We start from the raw sequence: 21,014 nt of genomic DNA, 5'->3' as shown, positions 1-21,014 counted from the left end.
GACAGACTGGGGATGAGGGCAACCCGCCGAATGTCGAGGGCGTCAAAGCCCGCATAGGAGAATGGGGACTTATCCGCGGAAACAATCAGGCCCAGCTGTCGATGGCCCTTAGCTAGAGGCAACGTCGCCTCTTCAAGCTGGTCGCGCTTGAGAACCGATCCAGCGCCGTCGACAGACCGACGCGAGCAGAGATCGGCTCTAGGTGCCATACTGTGCCGGGAACCATGAAGCCGAGATGCTCGGCTGCGAGCTTGCGGTCTACTCGATGGTCTTTGTGGCAGGCCCCTTATATCCTGACCCGGGATCGTCCCGTGACGCGAAACCTTCGAAGTCAGACCGCCGCGGCGTCCTCCGCATCCGGCTCGAACACCTTGATCACGATGGACCCGTTGGCCTTGGCGACCGACTTCAGCGTGATCCCGCGATTCGCCTCCCAGCTCGCGTTGGATAGTGGGTCGAAGACAAGCCGGATCTCTAGGTCCTGGTCGTCGCCGAGCCCCGAGACAATCGCGAGGATGAAGTCGCGACCGCACTTGCGGGCGCGTTCCGTCTCGTGGGCGGTGAGGCCGATGCTGGACGGCGCGCCGCCGTAGAACGCCTTGACCTCGACGAAGGTCTTCCAATCTATTGTCGCGTCGGCGCCACCGCCCCTTCGAAGCCGGATGTCTTCCAGCGTCCCGTTCGAGGCGTGCTGGAGGAAGTGATGCGCATAACGCATTCCGAGATCCTCGACGTCGACGTTCTTGTACTCGTTGCGGACGACCTCTCGACGCCCGGTCCCGGCGCCCTTCCCCGTGCCGCCGCCGTTGGTCAGCTTCGTGCGCCCTGCGGGCTTCTTTCCCGGCGTCGCGCCGCCCGCGCCAAGCGAGACCTCGGCGGAAAGCTCGGGGTCGAAGTCGCGCAGCCTCTGCACGCGTTCGACCACCTTCTTGTGAGGCATTGCGGCGTCTTTCGCGGGCGCGCCCTCGTCGGGCTTGACGCTGGCGGCCTTGGGACGCGCCTTCAACCCCTCGTCGATGGCCGACGCCAGTCCCTTAACGTAATCGGTGTCGTCGCGGTCGTCCGCCAGGCGGATGGCGGGACCGGTGCGGGTCTCCGCGCGCGTCCAGGCGCTCGCCCACGCCATGGCGACATGGTGACGGACTGAAGGGGAGAAGAGGCCCGCGACCACGCGACCGCCCTCCTCGGCGTCGGAAAGGGCGTCGAGATCCGCGGCGTGCAGGACGCCGTCCTCGACGTGCGCCCGGACCACCGTAGGAACCTTGCCCTTCCACGCAGCGCTCGCGACCTGCAGTCGGACGCCCCCGTCGTGGAGCGTCACCCCCATGGCGTCGAGGGCCTTCCAGTCGTCGATCGCGGCGTATACGTCAGGCGCGTTGCGGGCCAATCTGTCCGCGAGTTCCATGACCGCCTTGTCGAAACGGTCCTGCGCCAGGTCGTCCTCCTCCCCCTCGGACGAGACCAAGACGGTCGGGACCACCTGCTCGACGCCGAGCGGCTCCAGGATATCGGCGAACAGCCGCACGTCGCAGGGAGGCGTCCACAGCCGCAGGCGCGCTGCCTCGCCGGCCAGCGCCCGCCCGTCCTCGAACCCGCGGACCACGTAGACCGGGCGCTTCGTCACCCACACGTCGCCGCAGGCCAGCGGGATCTGCGGGAGCAGTCCACGCCGTGGCTTATCCTCGCGGGATTTCTTGCCGACGTGCTGGAAGACATTGACCAAGAACCCGTCGAGGTCGCTCGACGGCGGCGTGCGCGACGCCGTCACGAACGCCTTAACGCAATCCGACACGGTCGGCTCCTTGATCCCCAGCGCGAGCCACAGCGGCAGCAGCGCCTGGACAGAGGGGACGCGCGGGCGAACGCCCTTGAATATCTCCGGGCCACGGTAGAAGGCCGGCGGCGACTTCCAGTCCCCCTCGTCGGGATCGAACAGCAGGCCGCGGCCCTTCAACCCGAACTTCCCACGCAGCGAGCGGATCGGCACGTCACCGCATTCGAGCCCGGTCACGCCAGTGGCGGAAGCAGGCGGGCATTGCTCAGCGAGCGCGATGTAGCAGCGCATGATCCGTCCCGGATCGGCGACCTGCCGCCCGTCGCGCATATCTTCCAGCTGGGCCAGGATGCGGCTAGCGGCCTCGCGGCGCTCGATGCCGACCGCGTCGGCGAATCCCGACTTCATGTCCTCCGGCCTCAGTTCCGCGGCGTAGCGGGCGCTCGTCCCGTAGAGGGACTCAGAGCGCGGGCTGCGCACGGTGAGCTCGGAGGGTTTGGACTTGACGCCCGCCTCGTCCCGGAACCATTTCCGGTCGATGAGGTCGGCGAGCCAAGAGGCTGGGACCTCCTTGCGCAGGTTCCAACCATACTTCCCGTGCCGGCCCGCCTTGGCGACGGACTGTCTTTCGAGCGAGCGCTCGCCGTGCCGGTCCCAGGCGCGGGCGAGGGTGCGGAAGAGGATCGCTGCGCGCTGCGCGCCTTCCCCCTTGTCGGCCTCGATGTCCTTCAGCACGGCCAGAAGATCAGGCGAGCGATGGTCGGCGTAGACTTGGAATTTGATCGCGGGCGCCCAGGCCGGCCGGGCCGTGTACCATTGCGCCTCGCCGACCACGTTTACGATCTTCGGGACATTGCGGACGCCGAGGATCGTCAGGAAAGCGCGCGCGCCCCTCGAGCGCTGCTCCCCGCCTTTCCGACGGCCGGAGACCGCAAGCAACTTCTCGTAGTCGGGATCGACCCAGCGCATCCCCGCGGTGCGGCCCGCGGCTGTACCCCAGCCCTTGCCGTCGCGCTCATAACTCTGGGGAAGATAGGCATCCGCCGCCCGGACCGCGGCGACTGCGGCCTTGCCGTCGACGTAGTGGCGACAGGACAGCAGGATCGCCTCGCCGACCCGCGCGCCGAGGGTGGTGACCTCGCCTTCCGGCACGCGCTCGAAGAGATCGCGCAGTTCCACGAACTCGGCGTCCCCGATCTCGCGCGGCGCGGCCTTGTAGAGGTTGGCGTAGGCCGCGAGTAGGTCCCGGGCGCCGACCTCGTCCATGAAGGTGGCGTGCTCTCGCAGCCAGCCCTTCGCCCACCCGCCGGCAGGCGTGTCGTAGGCCTCGTGCAACTCGATGGCGAGGCCGTGGCGCAAGGCGAACCCGGAGGCCGAGACGCCCGACAGCAGGATGGCGGCAGATTCCCCGCGCACCTTCGCCTCGTGCCGGTTGCCGCCGGCATCGACGACGAGCCGGGCCCTCCGGATCGAATCCGGCGCCACGCCGAGTCCGGACATTTTGGCCAGCAGCTCGACGAACCATTCCGGCGATCGGTCGTCGAAGGCCTCGCCACCGACGGCCGCGAGGAAGGCATCGGCTTCGAAGCGCTCGGGACCGTCGATCTCGGCGAGGGCGTCGCGCCACCGATCGCCCTCGCCGCGGAAGGCCAACGGCACGCCGAACCGGCCCTCGACCACCGTCGGGGCGTCCCCCGGCAGGGCGACGCCCTCCAAGCTTTTGGCCTCGTAGGCGATTTGGGAGAACGGGATGCCTCCCGGAAGTGCGCCTCGCGCGGCGACGGTCCTGCGGACCTTCTCAAACGCCTCGTCGAAGGCGCCGGGAATCCAAGAATCATCTTCGCAGACGTAGGTCTCACCTTCCTGCGGGATGGCGGCCCACCCTCTCGCCGCATCCGTCGCGAGGAGATGCAAGGCCACCTCACCGACGAGCTCGCCGAGCCGCTCGACCAGCCAGCGGTTCCAATCGGTCTCCAGCATGGTCTCGCGGCTGGCCACCGGGTCGAACTGTGCATTCAGCGCGAGCGGCACGCGGCTGGCCACCTTCATCGGGAACGCAACGTAGAGAGGCTGCGCGGAACCGCCCCTCGGGACGGCCACCGCCATCGGCGAGGTCTCGCCGGCCTTCTTGTCGGAGCGCTCCAAGTCGTCGGGCACCGGCACGCGGACGTCGAACCGATCCCAGGCCAAGCCGTTGGCGGCCTCGACCGCGACGTGCGAGATCTCGACATCCTCGCCGCCGACCTTCGCCGCGAAACGGCCGATCTCGCGCGACGTGAGGTGCCGGCGCACGGATTCGCCCCCGCCGAGACCAATCAGCGACAGCTTCCTCAGCGTGCGCAGGAAGGGAAGGTTGGACTCGTCCTGACGCACGATCCAGTCCCGCAGGGCATCGACCGGAACGTTCCTACGCAGCCGGAGACGGAACAGGGTCGTCGCCTGGTTCGGGTCGTAAAACCCGGGCACGGGAACCTCAGGCTCGATCGAGCGCAGTCGCGTCCCGTTGGCCTCGAAGTGATAGTGACCGTCGTGCACGTCGACGCGGTCGCAGAAAGAATGGACGATCTTGAAGCCGATGCCGAACCGCCCGATAGAATCCGGGTCCTCGGCCTTGTTGCTGAAACCGGGAGAGGACAGCCCCACAACGTCCAACAGCGTCACGCGCTTGGTCCCGTCGTGGGCGACGAGGAGGTCGTGCCCCCCGCCGACCTCGCGCAAGGCGAAGGAGATGGACGAGGCGCCGGCATCGTCCGCGTTCTGGACGATCTCCTTTAGTCCCTGGAAGCGATCGCTCGCGGTCTGCGCCGCGCCCTTGATGTTGCGCGCGATCAGTTCAACGAGCATGGGGACGGCGCGGATGCGCTCGCCCAGCCTGTCGACTGCGACGCGACACGCCTCCTCGCCTTCCGGCTCAACGTGGGGTTCCTTCGAAAAGACGTGCAGAGCCGCCTCGTCGCCCGAACGGTATCCGTCCGTCGCATCTAGCGCGACGTCGATCGTCGTATCCATGGCCGCCGAGCTCAAATGGGCGCGGCGAGCATAATATGGAACGCCTGCGCGAACTGGGCGCCGACCGCTTCGAAGCCGCGCATGGCGTAGAGTTCGTGCCCCTCGAGCTCGAGATCCATCTTTCGGAACTCGCGATCGTCTATCCGCTGGGCGATGCCCAGCGCGGCGTCGCCCAGCATCTTCAGGTCATGCTGGCTGAACTGCGTCGCGACGTAGGCGACCGGCTCGCCCTCCTCCCTGGCGAGATCTCTGATGAGGTCAGGAGCATTTTTGAGATAACCGAATACCATGGTGCGTCTCCCGCTCACCGTCCAAGCTATAGCGAACGTCATCGCTGCGTCCTACTTCGGCCTTTGGTCTGAGCGAGAACAGCAGGCCTCCGCGATCTCGCTCGTCGCATTCCCCGTAGACCTCAGCTGCTGCTTATTCCCCATTTTCGCGCGCCGGCGCGCGTCTGCTGATCGCATTTCGCAGCCAGAACGGCAGCGTGGTGCTTCTTCGGATAGATTATGCAGTTGTACTCGTCGGTTGCGATCCTTTCGAAGCGAAGCACCGCCGGCCTTGCGACATCGAGGATCGGGCGGAGACGAACGCGGTGGGTATTGTTATAAAAATGCGTAAAGTGCGCCTTGATATCCTCGCCACCGAAGTGGAAGGTCGCCAGCTTGTCTTCATAAGGCCCAAGCCCGAAATATGCGGGCAGCGTAGCGGCAGGTAGCTGAACCTGATAGCCTTGGCTACCCCCCGTTCCGCCCGTCTCAGTTTCAAAGATCTCCAGATAGAGATATTTCGGCTTATCGGTCAGAGGATCTAGACTTGTGAGAAGCTTTGTTTTCTTGGCGGTCTGCTCGACGTCGAGGATCTTTTCGAAGAGTGGCTTATTTGCTAGCTTCACCTCCACCTTGATGGCCGGCTTGGCGGCTTTGCCATTCGCTTCAGGTTCTTCGTCTTCTTCGGAGCCTAGCTCCTTTTTCACCGCAAGCTTTCGCACCCCATCGAGATCTACCTCAATCGCACTTGCGCATAGGCCGATCCAGCATTCCTCAAGCGATCTGGCAAAGATGGAATCATTGTTGCCCGTTACTTCGACACAGAGTTCAGCGTTTCTTGCCAAGCCACCACCCGTGAGGTTGGCCGATCCGATGATTGCAGTAGTCACGTCTTCGTACTGAAACTCGAAGAATTTCGGATGGAAAGTAGCGTTCTTGTAGGCGTCCTCCACGGCGCCAGCGTAAGAATGACCCGCATACAGCTCTTGCAGATAGAGCGAGTATAGAAAGCTGTCCGGCGTCGTTACACCGTTGTTGACGCCGTAGATGCATTGGAACTCACCGCCGGAAGCGAGAAAGTTCTCCAGATTTTGAGCGATGAGTCCGAGGCCGTCCCAGCGCGCATAGGCGACGGCTGTGCGTACCCGCACGAGATCATCGCGGTCTAAGAGCTCGTTGAGGCGCTCGTAAAGGTGGCTCTTTTCACCGGTGAGCTGGAGGAGAATTTGGAGGTTGAGATCATCGTTCATGCGTCGCTACAGCCTGATATCTGCATATGCATCGCCCGCGGCTAACGCATTCATCCAAGCCAGACAGAGATCACGTGAGAGATAATGCCCGTAACGCGCCTGCTCGTGCCGCTCCACGATCGGGAAAGTCGAGTAAATGTACCTTACGTCGCTACGGTCGGTGACGCCGTAGAGGTGCAAGAAGATCGCATCGAGCTTCGCTTTTGCCTCTACTCGGCGAAGCTCATCCCAGGCGAATGGAGGTCTTGCAGAGCCGTCCTTTTCTTTCCAACCCATCTCCACCGCAAAGCAAGCCATGTCACTCGACGTGTAAGTCAGCTCAAGCACCAGCTCATCGATGAGGCGCCCGGCGGTATGCCCACCGAATTGTCGATGCTCGAATTCGCTTGGGTCAACGGTGGGCAACTGCTCAACGATGAAGAGATTTAGCGTCTGGCCCTGTACTTTTTGACGCGTCACATAGTCAAAGATGATGGCGTTGAAGTTAGCGCACAGGCGTTGTTCGTTGCAGTGCCCAGATTCCGCTCGGAAGATCGGAATCTTGTTTCCAAAGCCGACAGCGGGGAAGAGCGCTGATATGAAGGTGCGCTCGTTCGTGGGGGCTGTGATTTCTTTGAAACCCAGCACCCATCGCTGGCTTTCAGGCCAGCCGCATTCCGACAGGGGTACCCAATACTGAGGCTCAGGAAGCCATCGCGGATCAGCGTGTTGCTCTAAAGTCGCGGATTCTGGCTGCGCGGGCCGGTGTTGGTTCGCCGCATTTACGACGACGCTTGCCGCGCGATGATCGTAGGCTTGTGCCATCTTCCCCTCGTACAGTGGAACCCACTCTCCGGAAGCACTTTGCCAACGGTTCTGGCCAATGGGATAAGCGCGTTCCTGTTCCTCCAGTTCAACCTTCGTCCGGAAGTGTTCCGAGTCGTTGGTCATGTGGAACATGGTGCTGTAGCGGAGAGGCCAGGCGCGCTTCTCACTGCCGGCAGAGCGATCCACCAAAACCGGAAGGCGTTCGTAGATCCTGGTCGTCAGATCAGCATCACGCCGGCTTTTGAAAATCGGTGCTGTCCCGGTGTTCGGGTTCACACGCGCGAAGTCTTTGGCGCTGAATGGGAAGCACCGATCCGGATCATCCAGCTCCGACACGTCCTGCAGGAAGAATGCGCATCGCGCAGGCTCCGCCACAGGCGTCGGGCTTGAGACGAGCGCACAGAATTTGAAACGACTGTCGACGTCGGGGAAGAACGGCTGGCTGCCATAACGCGTGCGCCGGTTCTCAAAATCGTAAAGTGCCTTCAGCCGTCCTCCTGTCGCAACTCCTTTGAAGTAGGTTGCGGCGGTCTTGTCCGATGCGATGCCAGAGGGCGTAAGCAGCCCAACCATCCCTGTCGGTTTGACGATGCTTGTGCCTCGCTCGACGAAGAGCGAGTACAGGTTAATGTCTCCCCCTGAGAGCAGAGGGAAATCCCCACTCGTTCGAGCCACCTTGATGGCTCCTTCGGCTCGTCCTTCAGCCTTGGCATAGTCAACAGCGAGCGGGTCCCCTGACACGGACAGCTTGGCGATCATTTTTGCTCGGTCAGAGGCTCGGGTTGCGAGTGCGATCTCACGACGACGAGCCGCGAACCACTCAACCTGCTGCAATTTCAGTCTGTCCCAAGGCGGATTGCCAATGACAGCGTCGAAGCCTCCGACACGGTCGTTCTGATCCCAGTCGGACCAAACCCCTGGAAATGCGACTTGCCAGTTGAGGAAATTCTCCTCGGCAACAAGCTCACGGGCTTTCGCGAGGATCTCGCCAAAGCGCGCTGCATCCGGGCGGCCTGTGTCATTCAGCGCCGCTCCCATCGCGATCTGCACGGGATCACCAAATTGCGTGTCGTAGAAGGCTGTGAGAACAGCTTTGTCTTCGCGCGTGCGGAGGTCCAGCCACTCGAAGGCATGCATGAGCGAGAGGAACGCGTTGAGGGGCGCTGTCATATCCCGCACCTCGTCGAACACCTGCGCCGATCGATGCGCCTCGGCGATCTCGGCGTCAGTTAGGCCCTCAATGATCTGCATGGACGAGGCCGCGCGCATTGCCCGCGTTAAAGGCCCATGGATCAGAAGACCGCCGCCGTAAGAGGTCGCGCGATCGATCCCATTTCGAACCCACATACCGAAAAGGCTGTCGCCGCAGCGAAGGTGGTGATCGAGAAAACTGAGGGGCGCGCCGACAGTGAAGGTGTGAAGCCAGAGCGCGACCTTCGCGAGCTCAACCGCCATCTGGTTCTTGTCGACACCGTAGACACAGCGCTTCAGCACCATGCGGCGAATTATGTGTCGGTCGTCGAGCTGCTCGGGATCGATCGTCCAATTTCGCTCTTCCGCGTGACCGAGAATGGTATGGCGAATGCTGTCGATGCGATCGCTGAGAGGGGAAACGTAGTCTGCCCACTCCACCAGGGCTTCAGCCTCCGCCATCGCGGCGATGACTCGATCAGCGAGATAGTCAACGAGGCTGACAAGGAAGTGCCCCGATCCCATAGCCGGATCGCAAATCTTGACTTCAAGCAAACGCTCCGCGGGGTCGAGGCGTCTGAGTGCACCGAGACGGCGATCCTCTGGCATGGCGCTGTTAGCTAACTCTGCGGACTTACTGGCGAACGAACTCACGCGAGCAGTGACGAGCGGCTCCACTGTCTCGCGGATGATGAGACCAACCAGGTCGTCAGGAGTGTAGTAGCTACCCGAACCCTTTCGCGCGAACGGGTTGGGTCGCACGGAGATTGATGCGCCATCGCGGATAACCTCGTGTTCGAGCAGCCGCTCATAGATGGAGCCGAGTTGTTGGACCGTGAGGTCGCGATAGTTGATGTACTTTCGCCCGGTCGGCGTCCGCTCAAACGATAGGGCGTCGATGACGTTCGCCATCACCGCATCGCCCAGCCGAATGTTAGCTAGGAGCGGAGTTCGTTTCGGATCGAACAGACCACCGTTGTAAGGCGGCAGGCCTATGGATCGGTCGCCGATATCAATCGCGCGACACAGATCTTCCAGCTGAGACCAGTACCTTGCAGCCGACTCAGAGAAGATATCGTTGCGGTCTTTGCGCTTACCGATGTCTCCGCGGACCCTTTCACGAAGCCCATAGTCATCGTAGCGACGATCGCGCACCGGAAGCAGGTCGCGATCCTCAGCGTAGAGAATGAAGAGCAGTCGGTAAAGTAAGATCAGCGCGGCATCGCGCACCTCCTGGAGAGGTGCGGTCGGTGCCGCACCGGCTATAGCTTTCGCGAGCTCCGGGAACACTTCGCCGAAGACGAGGTTTGCGATGTTGTTGGCGACGCGCTCTTCGTAGAAGCGCGCTTCCTCGATGGCACGCTGATGGAAGGGGCGACTGTCGACAGCGCCTGGCAAGAAAGCCTGCCGGCGGAATACGAGGTAAAAGACCTTCAACCAATGCTCGCGCTCCTGATCTGAGAGCGTGAACAAACCTCCATCGCGCCCCCCGATGGCGAGGACAGCGGCCAGATCGATCTCGAAAAACTGCTCCGAAACGGAGCGAGCACCTTGATAGTAGAGACGCCACTTCGCGCCGTTGGTAAGCACACCCCAACGAAGGCTGCCTGTGGTGAGGTCCTCGACGCGGCGCAAATAACGAAGCATCTGCGTTGAAGGAGCAAGTTCCTCGCCGCGGCGGCCAGAGCGCCGGTCTAGTGGCCTCGCCCAGCGCTTGGATTCGACGATCGCCAAGCCAAACTCATAACGTCGCCATTCTTCAGGCATGGCGTTCGCGGCTGTTTTTGCAGCGGCATCCGCGAATAGGAGACCGTCTGGGACATCGACGCGCCCCTTGGGCGCGAGGTTCTGTTGCCGAAGGCTGGCTGACCATCCCAGGCGAGTGAGGATAGGCCAGATCAGATCGTCTTCAGTCTGGCTTTCATTCGGAGTTTGTTTGGTTGGGAAGCGTGAAAAAATGTCGAGCAGGTCGACGCGAAATTGCGCAAGCTCAGCCCCTCCGACCTGAAGCCAATCACTAATAGATCCGATAGATTCAACAAGAAAATCACTCGAAAGCAAACTTCCCTGAACTGCATACCCTAGATTTATAGTTTCAGATGTCGCCATGATCCTCGACCTAACTAATACCTATCCCATCATCCGCGTCGCATCATCCTTTTTCACTCGCCTCACGGAGCGATCAGTGGATGAGGGCGTTACGCCGCCTCTGACAGGTTGACCAGAATATGCTTGAGCTGGATCGTATGGCCGCTGCTTTGGATCAGAACGCCATGCAAGATCGCCGCAGCCAAAAGATGCGCCGAATCCGGTGTGAGCTTGGCTGTGGAGCCGTAGGTCTTCTCGATGCGCCTATTAATCGCATCGACAACATCGGCCGCCGGCGGGACCAGCACATAACCGAGCATGAAGCCCCATTCGTGGCCTGCAGAATACTTCCCCGCCACAAACCGATCCACGCCCTCAGCGACATAGGAGCCGTTCAAAGCCGATAGGCCAGCGCCAACCCGCTTACACTCGACGGCTACGTAGGCGTCTTCATCGCCGAACTGGTGCAAGAACTGGAGCGTGATGTCGATCCGCCCGAGGATGGCGGCGTCCGTGGTCGCCATATTGTCTAGCTCGTGCTCGCCGCGGATCTGGAGGTTGGTGAGCCTCCGCGTTTTTTTCACTCGCCGCATGGCTTTGCGAATAATAATGGTGGCTGGCACTTCCAACATGCCGGAAGTAATAGCCGAGCGAGCCTCGTCGACGCCCTGACAGACCAAGTCGATCACCGTAGCAACTTGGTCCTCGGTCAGGGCGAAAGCGGGGTTTCCGTACGGAACGTCAGGCGTGAGCAACGGCATCCCGCCTCCGCACCCAGTGATCGGCGAGGATGACATCGGCGTCGTTCAGCCCGGTAGTTCGTGTCCAGTAGCGATTTTCCGTTGGCTTCAGGATGAAAAGGTCGTTGGCGCCGTAGAGGCGCATTTGCCGTCGCTCGTTGAGATATGGTGGAATGTCGACCTCCAGCCGGCCGCGGAGGAGAGCGGCTAGCCGCTCCAAATCCGCCGGATCGCCATCGCGCACGACGGCCTGCGCCTCGGGCGCTCCGGACGCCATGACAAACCGGATGGCCGTCACGCCTGGTACACCCGAGCCGAGGTCACCCTTGTTGAGCCGGACCGGGTAGATCATGGCCTCAAGGTGCCGTTCTCCACGGGCGCGGAGATAGGCATCGACTGCATGTACTACCTGCTCCGCGTAGGCGCGGAGGGTGGCTGTATCCGGAGGAGTGACCAGTTCAGCTCTTTCGCGCCGGTTTTCGAAAATAAGATGACGCGCCCTGGAAATTCCGTCACGGGCGAGAACACGCTCATCCAGTTCGAGATCGTACAGATTGAAAACAGCTTCATCGAGAGCTGCCAGTGATGCCGGATCGCCGAGATGGTCGGCAGCATGCCTCTCGGCTTTGACAACTGCCTCGATGAGCGAAGTGTCGGCTCCAGCCAGATCGGGAACCCTAAGCGACAAAAGGTCGTGTGGCTCTACCGTGGGGCGCTCCAGACCCCACATCGGCCCGCCGAAGGCGAACTGGAACGCCGTCAAGCTGGAGTTGAGTATACCGTTGAGCACATTGGCGTAGGCTGCATCGGTTCCTACGAAGGAGATGCCATAGAAATTCTGCGTGTAGAGGACATCGCCGTCGCTGACGGCAGCGCTGTAGCGGCCCCGCTCGGCTCCCGAAGCGTTGCCCACCTTGGAACACAGCAACAGAGGGCCGCGAAAGATCGACGCCCTGCGCGGGCGGTGCAAGGTCCCATGGGTGAACGGATCGAGAGACTCATCATTGAGCCGGAAGGCCGTGAACTTGTCTGGTGTGACAACCTTCAAGTATCGGTAGGCTGCCGGAGGTTCATTAGCGTCGCCCTGAACCTGAAACCCTTGACCGCGGTGAACGCCTGAGTCCCGCCCGAGGCGGTCGAGGACAGCTTCGAATCGGGGGAATTCGGTTTCGAGGCGGTTTATCAGCCAGCTATCGCGCACAGTTCCGAATGTGGCGGCTTTCAACAGCGGCGGCGTGGCGAGCACGCGCTTCAGCGGCACTGACCGGATCTCGCCCGGGCCGAGGTGAAACACCCCCGTCCGCCTGAAGTCTGGCGTCCAGGGGATCGACCCGACCAATAGCCGTTCGCGATCTGGGACGAGAGCGCAGCGGGCAAAGAAAAGCAGTGCGGGACCAACCGCGTCCGGAAAGAGTTCCTCTCGCCGAAGATAAGATAGATTGATCAGCGCTGCCGGCGCCAATCGGTTGAGTAGGAAGGTTCTGGCTTCGACCGCGTGAGAGTCCTTCGAGAAGAAGGGCGTCGCCTTCATCACCATGCCAACCCGGCCTGATGCGCCGGCCAGGCGCGCTCCAACCGCCAAGAAGGCCTGATCTGGACTTCGCCGTGGGCGCAGGGTCTCAGCATCGGCTCTCAAACGCCTAGGAGCGCCGCCTTCCCTCCTGACGAACGTCCAAGGCGGATTACCTACCACAGCGTCGAAGGGCTTTTCAGAGATAAGCGCAGGAAGATCGTCGCTTAAGGAATCGGCCTCGAAGAGGGTCGTGTTGATTAAGCGGTCAAACTTGAGATCGCCGGCGTCGGTGACAACCTCTTCGTCCAGTTCGAGCGCGGCCAGATATAGGCTGAAGGCCGCGATCCCGAGCGCCGCCTTGTTGATGTCGATCCCGAAGAGCTGGTGGTAGAGAATTCGGCGCACCGTCTTCCGGTCTGCTGGTTTGCCCTCCGAAGCTCGCCACACCAGCCGACGGAATGCTTCCACTAGGAAGGCGCCCGACCCGCAGGCTGGATCGATGATTCTTGCATCGGCCGACAGACCCTCGAACACCGGGTCGAGGGTCAAGTGGACCAACTCAACCGGGGTGTAATGCAGCCCCTGCGAACGCGCCGCGTCGGCAGCGCTCGATCGAGCGAACTGTTGATAGATCGAGCTGACCAGGTCGACCGGGATGGCGCTGAATCGGAACTTGAACAGCCGTCCCTGTCCTCGGCGCTCGGGGATGAGGCTTCGGCCCTCTATGAAATCTCGAATGAGCTTCAGGTGATCTGGCGTAAGTCGCTCGCATTCGGCCCCAGGGTTATCCATGGGGAACAGATCACCATTGAAGGTAGAACGAAGCCAATCGAACAGCGCGAACGCGCTGGCCGGTGTGGCGAACATCTCGCTGAGGTTCGCTGGAAGGTGCGCAGGCAGAAAACGCTGCGCGATGCCGCGATCGAGCAGATACCAAGTGAAGATGCACCGGCCGATGAACCGCTGCGCCAGATCCCTTGCCTCGCGAGCAATGTCAGCAGAGGTCGGACCGCCGAGCGCAGTCAGTGAGTCTTCGAGGGCGCTGATCTCGCCCAGCAGTTCGCGATCAACACGGTGACGGCGGTCGATGCGCGAGCCGATCGGACTGGCCCAGAACGCGCCGGTCTCTGTCGCGAGCCGCCCACATTGGGCGTCGAGCGCTTGTAGACGTTCGCTGGAGTCAAGGGCAAAGCGATCCAGCGGCGTCGGCGCTGCGCCGTCATCTCGTACGTCGGATGCTGGCGGGCAGGCGTAACAGTCGTATAGACGAACATCAGTCGGCGTGACGACCCACAATAACGGCGCGACGCTGAGGTTCCATGCCGCCTCGTGCCAGCGGCGGATGTCGTCGTCGCTGGGGGCCGCGCTGCCAGCGTCCTTGAAGATGCTGGTTGGAGTTTGCTGCGCAGTGAAGACGGCGTCGGCATTCAAGCCTATGGCGTCATCAGCAAAGACTGCGCGCAGCTTGCCGGCGCTAGTGTCGTCGGCCTGGGTCAGGCCAGGTGCCCCCCGACCACCAGATCCGAGATAACCGGTGGCCTCCAACGCCTGACGATAGGCTCGGCTCGTCATGCCGATCTCCGCCGTTTGGCAACCAGCGGGTGAGCCGGGACTACCTTCAACGTCCGGGGCAGCGACGCATCAACCGCTTGACCTGGAAACAGTTCAAGTTGACCGGGCGGTGACGTAGGGCCGGAAAACGCGAAGCCGCACGAGAGTGCCTCCAAGTGGGTTTGAAGGCGGATAACGATGCCATCTTCGTGCAACGAGGCCGGATTGCCTTCGTCGAGCAACGACCACCGGTCACCGCCCTGCAACACCAGCGCCTTGCCCCATAGAGCGATGAACGACGCGCGCGCAAGACCAAGCTTCAAGTCCGCGAATAGTCCGCGATGCGCCTGAAGCTCCAAGTGGAAACGATCGCGGAGGGTAACTGCGAGCCGCAAGAGAAGGATTGTTTGCCATCCGTACCTTGCTGGTGAGCCCTGATTCTTGGGAGGGACATCGGCAGGAATGAGTGCGCGCCTGCTCGTCCACTCGCGCAAGGTCGCCGTCGAGAGGCCGGTCAACCGAATCGCTTCACGCGTCGTCACCAGATGCATGCAGTTTATCCGCAAGTTCGAGTCTCATACCCGATCTTGATTGATGAACGCCTACCAAAACCTGCGCGTTGCGTAAATCGCTGTATCCGCTCTGCCGAAGCCGTTGACCCGAGGGCGGGCGCTCTTCAGGCTCGCGACGGGCCAATTCCTGCAGCGCGGCCAGTCGCAAAATCGATCCGCCGAGAACCGGACGTTCCGGAGGTAGGAATGGGCCAAATTTGGCTGCTCCGTCCGGCAGTACTGTTCGTGTCAGCTAAACCACTGAACAACCCGGATTTTATGCAACCGATTTCTGCAACCGTTCCGTACGGCTTCCAGAATTCGGTTATGACAGGGTGAACGCTATTTGGGCCGCCGTCCGCTTTTCAGCGGCTTCGGCGCTTCCGCCCCGACATCTGGGGCCTCCAATAATCTGCCTACGTCAACATCAAGCGCGGCTGCCAAACGATCGAGCAGATCGACGGTTGGGTTGAATTCCTGACGCTCCATCCCGCTGATGTAGCTTCGATCCACGTCGGCATCGACGGCCAGGTTCTCCTGCGAGAGACCTCGCTCAACCCTGAGCCGCCGCAGATTCCATGCCACTCGGGTCCGCGCTTCCATGGGCGCGAAGCCAGCAACTTGCTGCGCCGCAAACCATCGAATATGTTCAACACAATTCGGTAGCGCACGAAAGAAACTGCGTGTTCGCGTGAATTGCACCGAGGAAGCGGGGGAGTTTGCAGAAAGTTAGCCGGGCCACTCGCGACCCAAACGCGATTGGCCTGTCTTTGCTCGCTTTCGCCGCATGGAATTTGGCGACAAAGGCGACCGCTGGCGTGAACGACTGGTATTTCGAGAAGAACGGCGAGCGCGGCGGGCCGATCAGGGCCGACGAGCTCGAGGCGATGCTTGCGAGCGGGACAATCAGCCTTACCAATCTAGTTTGGACAGCCGCATTCGGCAGCGAGTGGAAGCGGCTCGGCGATACCGAGCTAGCCCCTCCACAGCCGGTCGGACCGCCACCGTTACCGCCGAGAAAGCCGCCGGCCCTTCTACCCAAGCCGGAACAGGCGACATCGGGGCCAAAAGACTTCCTCGACAGCGAGCTGACCGAGGCGCTGATCGGGCCGAAGTCAGAGCACTACCTCGCAAAGTGGCGGGCCATCCTGGCGAAGGCCAACGGCGACACGGCCAAGGTCGCGACCGTAACGTCATGGAACTGGCCCGCGCTGTTCGTGCCCCATGCCTGGTTGCTCTACCGCAAGCTCCATGTACTCGGCGCAATCGCGCTTGTGGTTCAGCTTGTCTATGTGCTGCTGCCCGAGAGCGTGCCGACCTACGTGTCGCGCGGCTTCATGTTCGGCTATCTCGGCCTGTGCATCGCCATCGCGCTCTATGGCAACTCCTGGTACTTCGATGCCGTCCGCAAGCGGTGGGACGTGCTCCAAAAGGAGCCGGGCCAGGCTGCCGTTCTGGAGCGTGCCCGCAAGACCGGCGGGGTCACATGGATCGCGCCGATCGGCGCCGTCGCGCTCGTGATCGCCGCCGCGGTCCTCTCGCATGTCATCACCTGGAGCGATGACGAGGCCACCGTTCGAAACGGCTTCATGACCGGCTATCAGAGCACCACGATCGGCCAGGCGCTTGCCGCCAGCTTCGACGACGCAAGGTGGCAGAGCTTTACCACCGACCAGGGCGCCAAGGTCGTCAGCTTCACCGGCAAGATCAACGCCAGCCTGCACGCCAATGCGGTAGATCGGCTCATGCGGCCGGTCAACGAGACGGCGGCGGAAACCGACATCGACAAGCGCTACGGCAGCTACGATACGCTTTTGCCCTACTACCAGACCGCCATTGCCCATCTGAAAGCTCGAAACACGCTCCAGCCGATCGCAGACAAGCACAGCTGCGACAAGCCGGCAGGGAAGGCTCCAGAGTGCAATTTCCTCGGCGTAACCTTTGGGCTCATGCGCGCCGTCGTCGAAGCCTGGGCTGATGATGCCTATTGGTCCGTCGGCGAACCCGTCGAGATCCAGTGGACCATCAATCCCGATGGACGCAGCTTCAGCCTGGCCAGCATGAACAGCAATGCGTGGAAGGGAAAGCCGTTCACCGAGATTTTCGCCGTCCTCTACGACTGAACTTGGTCAGCGAATTCCTGTCGTTCAACTCCGCCCGACCATGCGAGGTCAGATTATGCGCTTGCCCCTCATCTTCGTCGCGTGCCTTGCGGTATCGAACGCTATCGCCCAAGCGCCGCGGATCAAGTGGCGCCCCATGGATTTCCCTCCCCAGACCATGGTGAAGGCTGAACTGGACGGAAAGACCGTCAAGCTCGGTGAGATCCGGTACTTCTACAAGTTCGTGAAGGCACAGGGCTGGTCATGCACGTTCGACAACGCTGGCGGCCCGCGTTCCGGCCCATCGACATTGCGTTGCCACGTGCCGCGGCAAGCGAAGCCAACTGACTTCTATGTCGAGTACCTACCTGAGCAGAACGAACTGACGGTCGTTGATGACACCGGCGAGCACATGTCCGACATTTATGAGGTGTATGGCCCGAAGCCTGAGACAAGAGGATAGGCGATGAAGCCAAAAACGACCGGAAAAGCCACCTTTCCCAGGACTCGACTGCGGGGTCACAGAGTTGGTACACACGATCGAAACCGGCGACCGCTAAGCGTTTGATTTTGCTAGCCTAACGGTAGATTTGGGCCAGCCCCGCCCTGTCCGCCATATTTTCTGCGCTAACCGCTTGATTTGTTGAATAATCAAACGCTACCAGCGCCCGAAAACCCAACGATCACCCCAACACCCCTTCCCGCTCACAGATCCCTTTTGATGACGCGAGGCTTCGATCGTTCGTTGAGCTATGCGCTTCCGATTTGCGCCACAAGCGGACTTTCAGAGGTCGCCTGGAAGCAGACGTCGGAATAGAGCCGAGCTGAACAAATGGCGGGCAATGGCAGCGATTTTGCCGATCTGGCGTCCTAGATGGCTATGGCTCGGTCATGCAGAGCCCGGATCCAGGTGTCGAAGCTGCCGATATCATTCCGCTTTGCGCCCAGCACTACGCCCGTGCCGAGGTGGCGACGCCTGAACTCCCGGAGATCTCGCGCCGACTGCCCGAACTGATGCTTGAATGCTCGCGCGAAATGATCGGGGCGCGTGAAGCCGAACTCGGCGGCAATCTCGGAAATCCGGCGGCCATCGCTGGCATCGGCCAGAAGCGCCTTGATCCGGACCAATCGTCTCGCCTGGATATAGCGCTGGACGCCTCCGTCTTGCTCAAATAGGCGGTACAGCGTTCGACGCGATACACCGACGGCGCCGCAGATCGCGTCGGCCGTAAGGTCAGGTGAATTGAGCTGGCCTTCGATGAACCGCCTGGCACGCCGCTGAAGGACCATTTCCAGACCAGGTCGAGCCGCCTCCACATTCGCCAGGGTCGGAGAAATGCAGGCGGTTAGCATTTCGCAGGTCGCCCGGCTCAACGCCTGCTCCTCGCCGGCCGGCAAGGTCGGCAGGCGGCGCGCGAGCAGGTCGATATATTCCGCCAGCAGCGCCGCATGAGGGCCGGTTGGCCCGCTGCCATGAAGCGCGCCGAGGTTGGGAAGGCGCTCTTCCAGCAGCGACCGCGGCAGGAAGAGCGTGACCAGTTCGGAATGCGGCTCGTCGCTGATGAGTTCGCTCGCCAGATCGAGCACAGACACTTGGCCGGCCACGCCTTGAAAGTCGCCGTTCGGGGTCTGCGCTCGCCAGCCTCCGGTCCGGTAGAGGTTGAGCACGAAGTGATCCATGCCGTCCCGGCGAAGCCGGGCTTGCGAGCGCGTATAGCGCTGTTCGCCAAGCGTCGCTGCCGTCACGACCATGTCGCCGAGCTGGAAAGCCTCGACATCGGCAATGAAGGCGCTGTCGGCTTCGGACGCCTGCCGCTCCACGTCGAAGACGACGGCGATACTGTCCCGCCAGATGTCGAACTGCCGGGTCGAGAATTCGCTGCTGGGAATAGTCGAAGGGTCCAAAACGCCCTCCTCGTTGCCCACGAAGCCGAATGCGATTGGCACGCTGAGTCAACTATTGGCACGGAGACGGTCTGTTGCCCAGCGCTCAGGAGCCTAATCTCGCCCCCGACTTCGATGCCTCGGGACTACCGCGCCTAGCTTCACCCTGTGTGGGGGGCTGCCAATGTCGATCCCTGCCGATGCCGTGCAATCGCTCAAGCGCATTGAGTCCTGGGTCGCTCGGGCTCATCCGGACCGCCTGCCATTTTTACGGCCCGCAGCCTCGGAAGGCACTGTCCGGAGGGCGGAAGCCAAGCTCGGTAGGGCTCTCCCGCCGGAGATCCGCAGCCTCTACGCGGCCTATGACGGCCAGCCGGAAGGAACGCCCGCGCTCTACCTCAACCAACGCTGGCTGCCGCTCGATCTCGTTGCCGTTGCCTGGGAAGATCTCTGCCTGCGTTACGGTTGCCCGGACGACATTCGCGTGGCGGCCAATACGAATGGCAGGCCAGCCTTGGCAGCCACGACGTGGTCCGGCTGTTGGCTCCCGCTCTTCGGCAGCCCGCGTGGCGACCATTACTGCATCGACCTGCGCGCCGATCGCCCGGGCCGCTGCGGCCAGGTGATCTGGTTCCTCTACGACCGGCCCGAGCGCGCTGTCGTCGCGCAAAGCCTTTCACAACTCCTCGGCCGGGTCGCGGACGGCCTGGCCGCCGGCGAATGGCATCTCGACGCCGGCTACGACGGACTGAGCGACTGAACTCTCCAGGCGAAGACAGGAGACGACGATGAAGACAAAGACCCTGCTGCTGCTAGGCGCTGCCGCGATGGCATCGATCATGTCGCTCCCTTCCGTAGCTCAAGACGTGCCGCCGCTGGTGAAGCAGCTCAACAACGGCAACTGGCTGCCGCAGGCTGAGGCTGAGGCCCTGCGCGACGAGCTCTTCTACCAGCGCGCCATCCACGCCTACGTCACCATGATCCCGGCGATGAACACGATCGGCATGCGCGACGGCTCGGAGGTCGCCTTCGGCAAGGGCTACAATGTCCTGCCGATCTGGAAGTCGCGGATGGATTCGCGTGCGTGGATCCCGACCCCGAACGGCGACGTCATCTATTCGCTCACGTTTCTCGACCTCAAGGACGCCGGGCCGCTTGTTGTGGCCGCCCCGCCGAACGTCATCGGCATGTTCACCGACCTGTTCCAGCGCACGATCACCGATGTCGGCCTGATCGGGCCTGATCGCGCCCGCGGCGGCCTCTACCTCCTCCTGCCGCCGGACTATGACGGCAAGATCCCGCAGGGCTATTTCGCCTTCAGGTCGCAGACCAACAACGTCATGCTCTTCTTCCGCACCGTGATGGGCAAAGGCGCGACCGCGCCTGACCCCAAGCAGGCGGTCGAGATGGCCGAGCAGACGCGGATTTACCCGCTCTGGGCGTCCGAGAAGGACGTCAAGCCGATGCAGTTCCCGGATGGCAGCGGCAAGCGCGTCAACATGATGTACCCGATCGACAATGCCTTCTGGACCAAGCTCAAGGCATTCGTCGATTACGAGCCGGTCTCGGCGATCGATCCGGAACTGCGGGGCGTGCTGGCCTCGATCGGCATCGTCAAGGGCCAGCCATTCAATCCCACCACAAAGCAGCAGGAACTGCTGAAGAAGGCGGTCGAGACGGCGCCGAAGATGATCCTGGCGAACCGGCAGCTCGGACGGCCCGACGACCGCAATCTCTACTACAAGGATCGCCAGTACGAGAACGTCTGGGCCGGGGCGACGTCCGAATGGCTCCAGGACAGTTATCTCGATGTCGACCAGCGCGCCGGCTTCTTCCAGATCGCGTTCTCCTCGGCACCGGCCATGGTGATGCATACGCTGGGAGCGGGATCGAAATATCCGACGGCTCGTAAGGACGCGAACGGCGAGTTCCTGAACGGCTCCAACAGCTACCGGCTACGGCTGCCACCGAACGCGCCGGCCGCGCTGTTCTGGGCCGTCACGCTCTACAACATCACCGACGGAACGATGGTGGAAACGGCACAGCTGATGCCGTCGATAAACAGCCTCAATGAGGCCATTGCGAAGAACACGGACGGCTCGATCGAGCTGTGGTTCGGGCCTTCGAAGCCCGCGAATGTCGCGGACACCAACTTCATCCAGACGGTTCCGAACCGCAACTTCATCGCGACCGTGCGGCTCTACGGCACCGGCGTCTCATTCTTTGACCAGAGCTGGAAGCCGGACGACGTCGTCAAGGTGAACTGATCCGCCGAACCCGCCGCT

At 62.1% G+C, this 21,014-nt stretch carries 13 protein-coding genes; 4 read left to right on the top strand and 9 right to left on the bottom strand.

Annotated elements, in window-relative coordinates; genetic code table 11:
* Positions 1 to 331 precede the first annotated feature (331 nt).
* From BoBH3_RS19600 to BoBH3_RS19565, 8 genes are all read right to left on the bottom strand, one after another.
* Positions 332 to 4,783: a sacsin N-terminal ATP-binding-like domain-containing protein gene (locus BoBH3_RS19600; protein WP_262332515.1), complete on the bottom strand. Its 4,452-nt coding sequence runs from the start codon at positions 4,781 to 4,783 to the stop codon at positions 332 to 334.
* 11 nt (positions 4,784 to 4,794) lie between these two features.
* Positions 4,795 to 5,115: a hypothetical protein gene (locus BoBH3_RS19595; protein WP_262332514.1), complete on the bottom strand. Its 321-nt coding sequence runs from the start codon at positions 5,113 to 5,115 to the stop codon at positions 4,795 to 4,797.
* 80 nt (positions 5,116 to 5,195) lie between these two features.
* Positions 5,196 to 6,302, bottom strand: coding sequence for a phospholipase D-like domain-containing protein (locus BoBH3_RS19590; RefSeq protein WP_262332513.1), 1,107 nt, complete (start codon positions 6,300 to 6,302; stop codon positions 5,196 to 5,198).
* 6 nt (positions 6,303 to 6,308) lie between these two features.
* Positions 6,309 to 10,409 carry an Eco57I restriction-modification methylase domain-containing protein gene (locus tag BoBH3_RS19585; protein ID WP_262332512.1) on the bottom strand — a complete coding sequence of 1,367 codons (4,101 nt, stop codon included), beginning with the start codon at positions 10,407 to 10,409 and terminating at the stop codon, positions 6,309 to 6,311.
* Between the two features lie 89 nt (positions 10,410 to 10,498).
* Positions 10,499 to 11,149, bottom strand: a complete 651-nt coding sequence (locus BoBH3_RS19580; protein ID WP_262332511.1) for a hypothetical protein — start codon at positions 11,147 to 11,149, stop codon at positions 10,499 to 10,501.
* Positions 11,130 to 14,213, bottom strand: a complete 3,084-nt coding sequence (locus BoBH3_RS19575; protein WP_262332510.1) for an HsdM family class I SAM-dependent methyltransferase — start codon at positions 14,211 to 14,213, stop codon at positions 11,130 to 11,132. The genes BoBH3_RS19580 and BoBH3_RS19575 overlap by 20 nt, the downstream gene beginning before the upstream one ends.
* Positions 14,210 to 14,743 (bottom strand): helix-turn-helix domain-containing protein, encoded by a 534-nt coding sequence (locus tag BoBH3_RS19570; RefSeq protein ID WP_262332509.1) that lies wholly within the window; start codon positions 14,741 to 14,743, stop codon positions 14,210 to 14,212. Before BoBH3_RS19570 ends, BoBH3_RS19575 begins: the two co-directional genes overlap by 4 nt.
* 342 nt (positions 14,744 to 15,085) lie before the next feature.
* Complete coding sequence (locus tag BoBH3_RS19565; RefSeq protein ID WP_262332508.1) at positions 15,086 to 15,346, bottom strand: helix-turn-helix domain-containing protein; 261 nt, start codon at positions 15,344 to 15,346, stop codon at positions 15,086 to 15,088.
* Positions 15,347 to 15,561: 215 nt separating this feature from the next.
* On the opposite strand from BoBH3_RS19565, the gene BoBH3_RS19560 reads away from it, so the two are divergent.
* The gene (locus BoBH3_RS19560; RefSeq protein WP_262332507.1) at positions 15,562 to 16,866 is read left to right on the top strand and encodes a DUF4339 domain-containing protein; all 1,305 of its coding nucleotides are present in this window, start codon (positions 15,562 to 15,564) and stop codon (positions 16,864 to 16,866) included.
* Positions 16,867 to 16,927: 61 nt separating this feature from the next.
* Positions 16,928 to 17,308: a hypothetical protein gene (locus BoBH3_RS19555; protein WP_262332506.1), complete on the top strand. Its 381-nt coding sequence runs from the start codon at positions 16,928 to 16,930 to the stop codon at positions 17,306 to 17,308.
* Between the two features lie 407 nt (positions 17,309 to 17,715).
* Here BoBH3_RS19555 and BoBH3_RS19550 read toward each other — a convergent pair whose 3' ends face one another.
* Complete coding sequence (locus BoBH3_RS19550) at positions 17,716 to 18,750, bottom strand: helix-turn-helix domain-containing protein (RefSeq protein WP_262332505.1); 1,035 nt, start codon at positions 18,748 to 18,750, stop codon at positions 17,716 to 17,718.
* A gap of 163 nt (positions 18,751 to 18,913) precedes the next feature.
* Here BoBH3_RS19550 and BoBH3_RS19545 point away from each other — a divergent pair, with 163 nt between their 5' ends.
* Positions 18,914 to 19,489, top strand: coding sequence for an SMI1/KNR4 family protein (locus tag BoBH3_RS19545; protein WP_262332504.1), 576 nt, complete (start codon positions 18,914 to 18,916; stop codon positions 19,487 to 19,489).
* Between the two features lie 67 nt (positions 19,490 to 19,556).
* Positions 19,557 to 20,996: a DUF1254 domain-containing protein gene (locus BoBH3_RS19540; RefSeq protein WP_410050630.1), complete on the top strand. Its 1,440-nt coding sequence runs from the start codon at positions 19,557 to 19,559 to the stop codon at positions 20,994 to 20,996.
* Positions 20,997 to 21,014 lie beyond the last annotated feature (18 nt).

The organism is Allobosea sp. BH3 (assembly GCF_025499465.1).
Taxonomy (GTDB): domain Bacteria; phylum Pseudomonadota; class Alphaproteobacteria; order Rhizobiales; family Beijerinckiaceae; genus Allobosea.
Note: the sequence above shows the minus strand (reverse complement) of the source record. Positions and strands in the feature narration are given on the sequence as shown.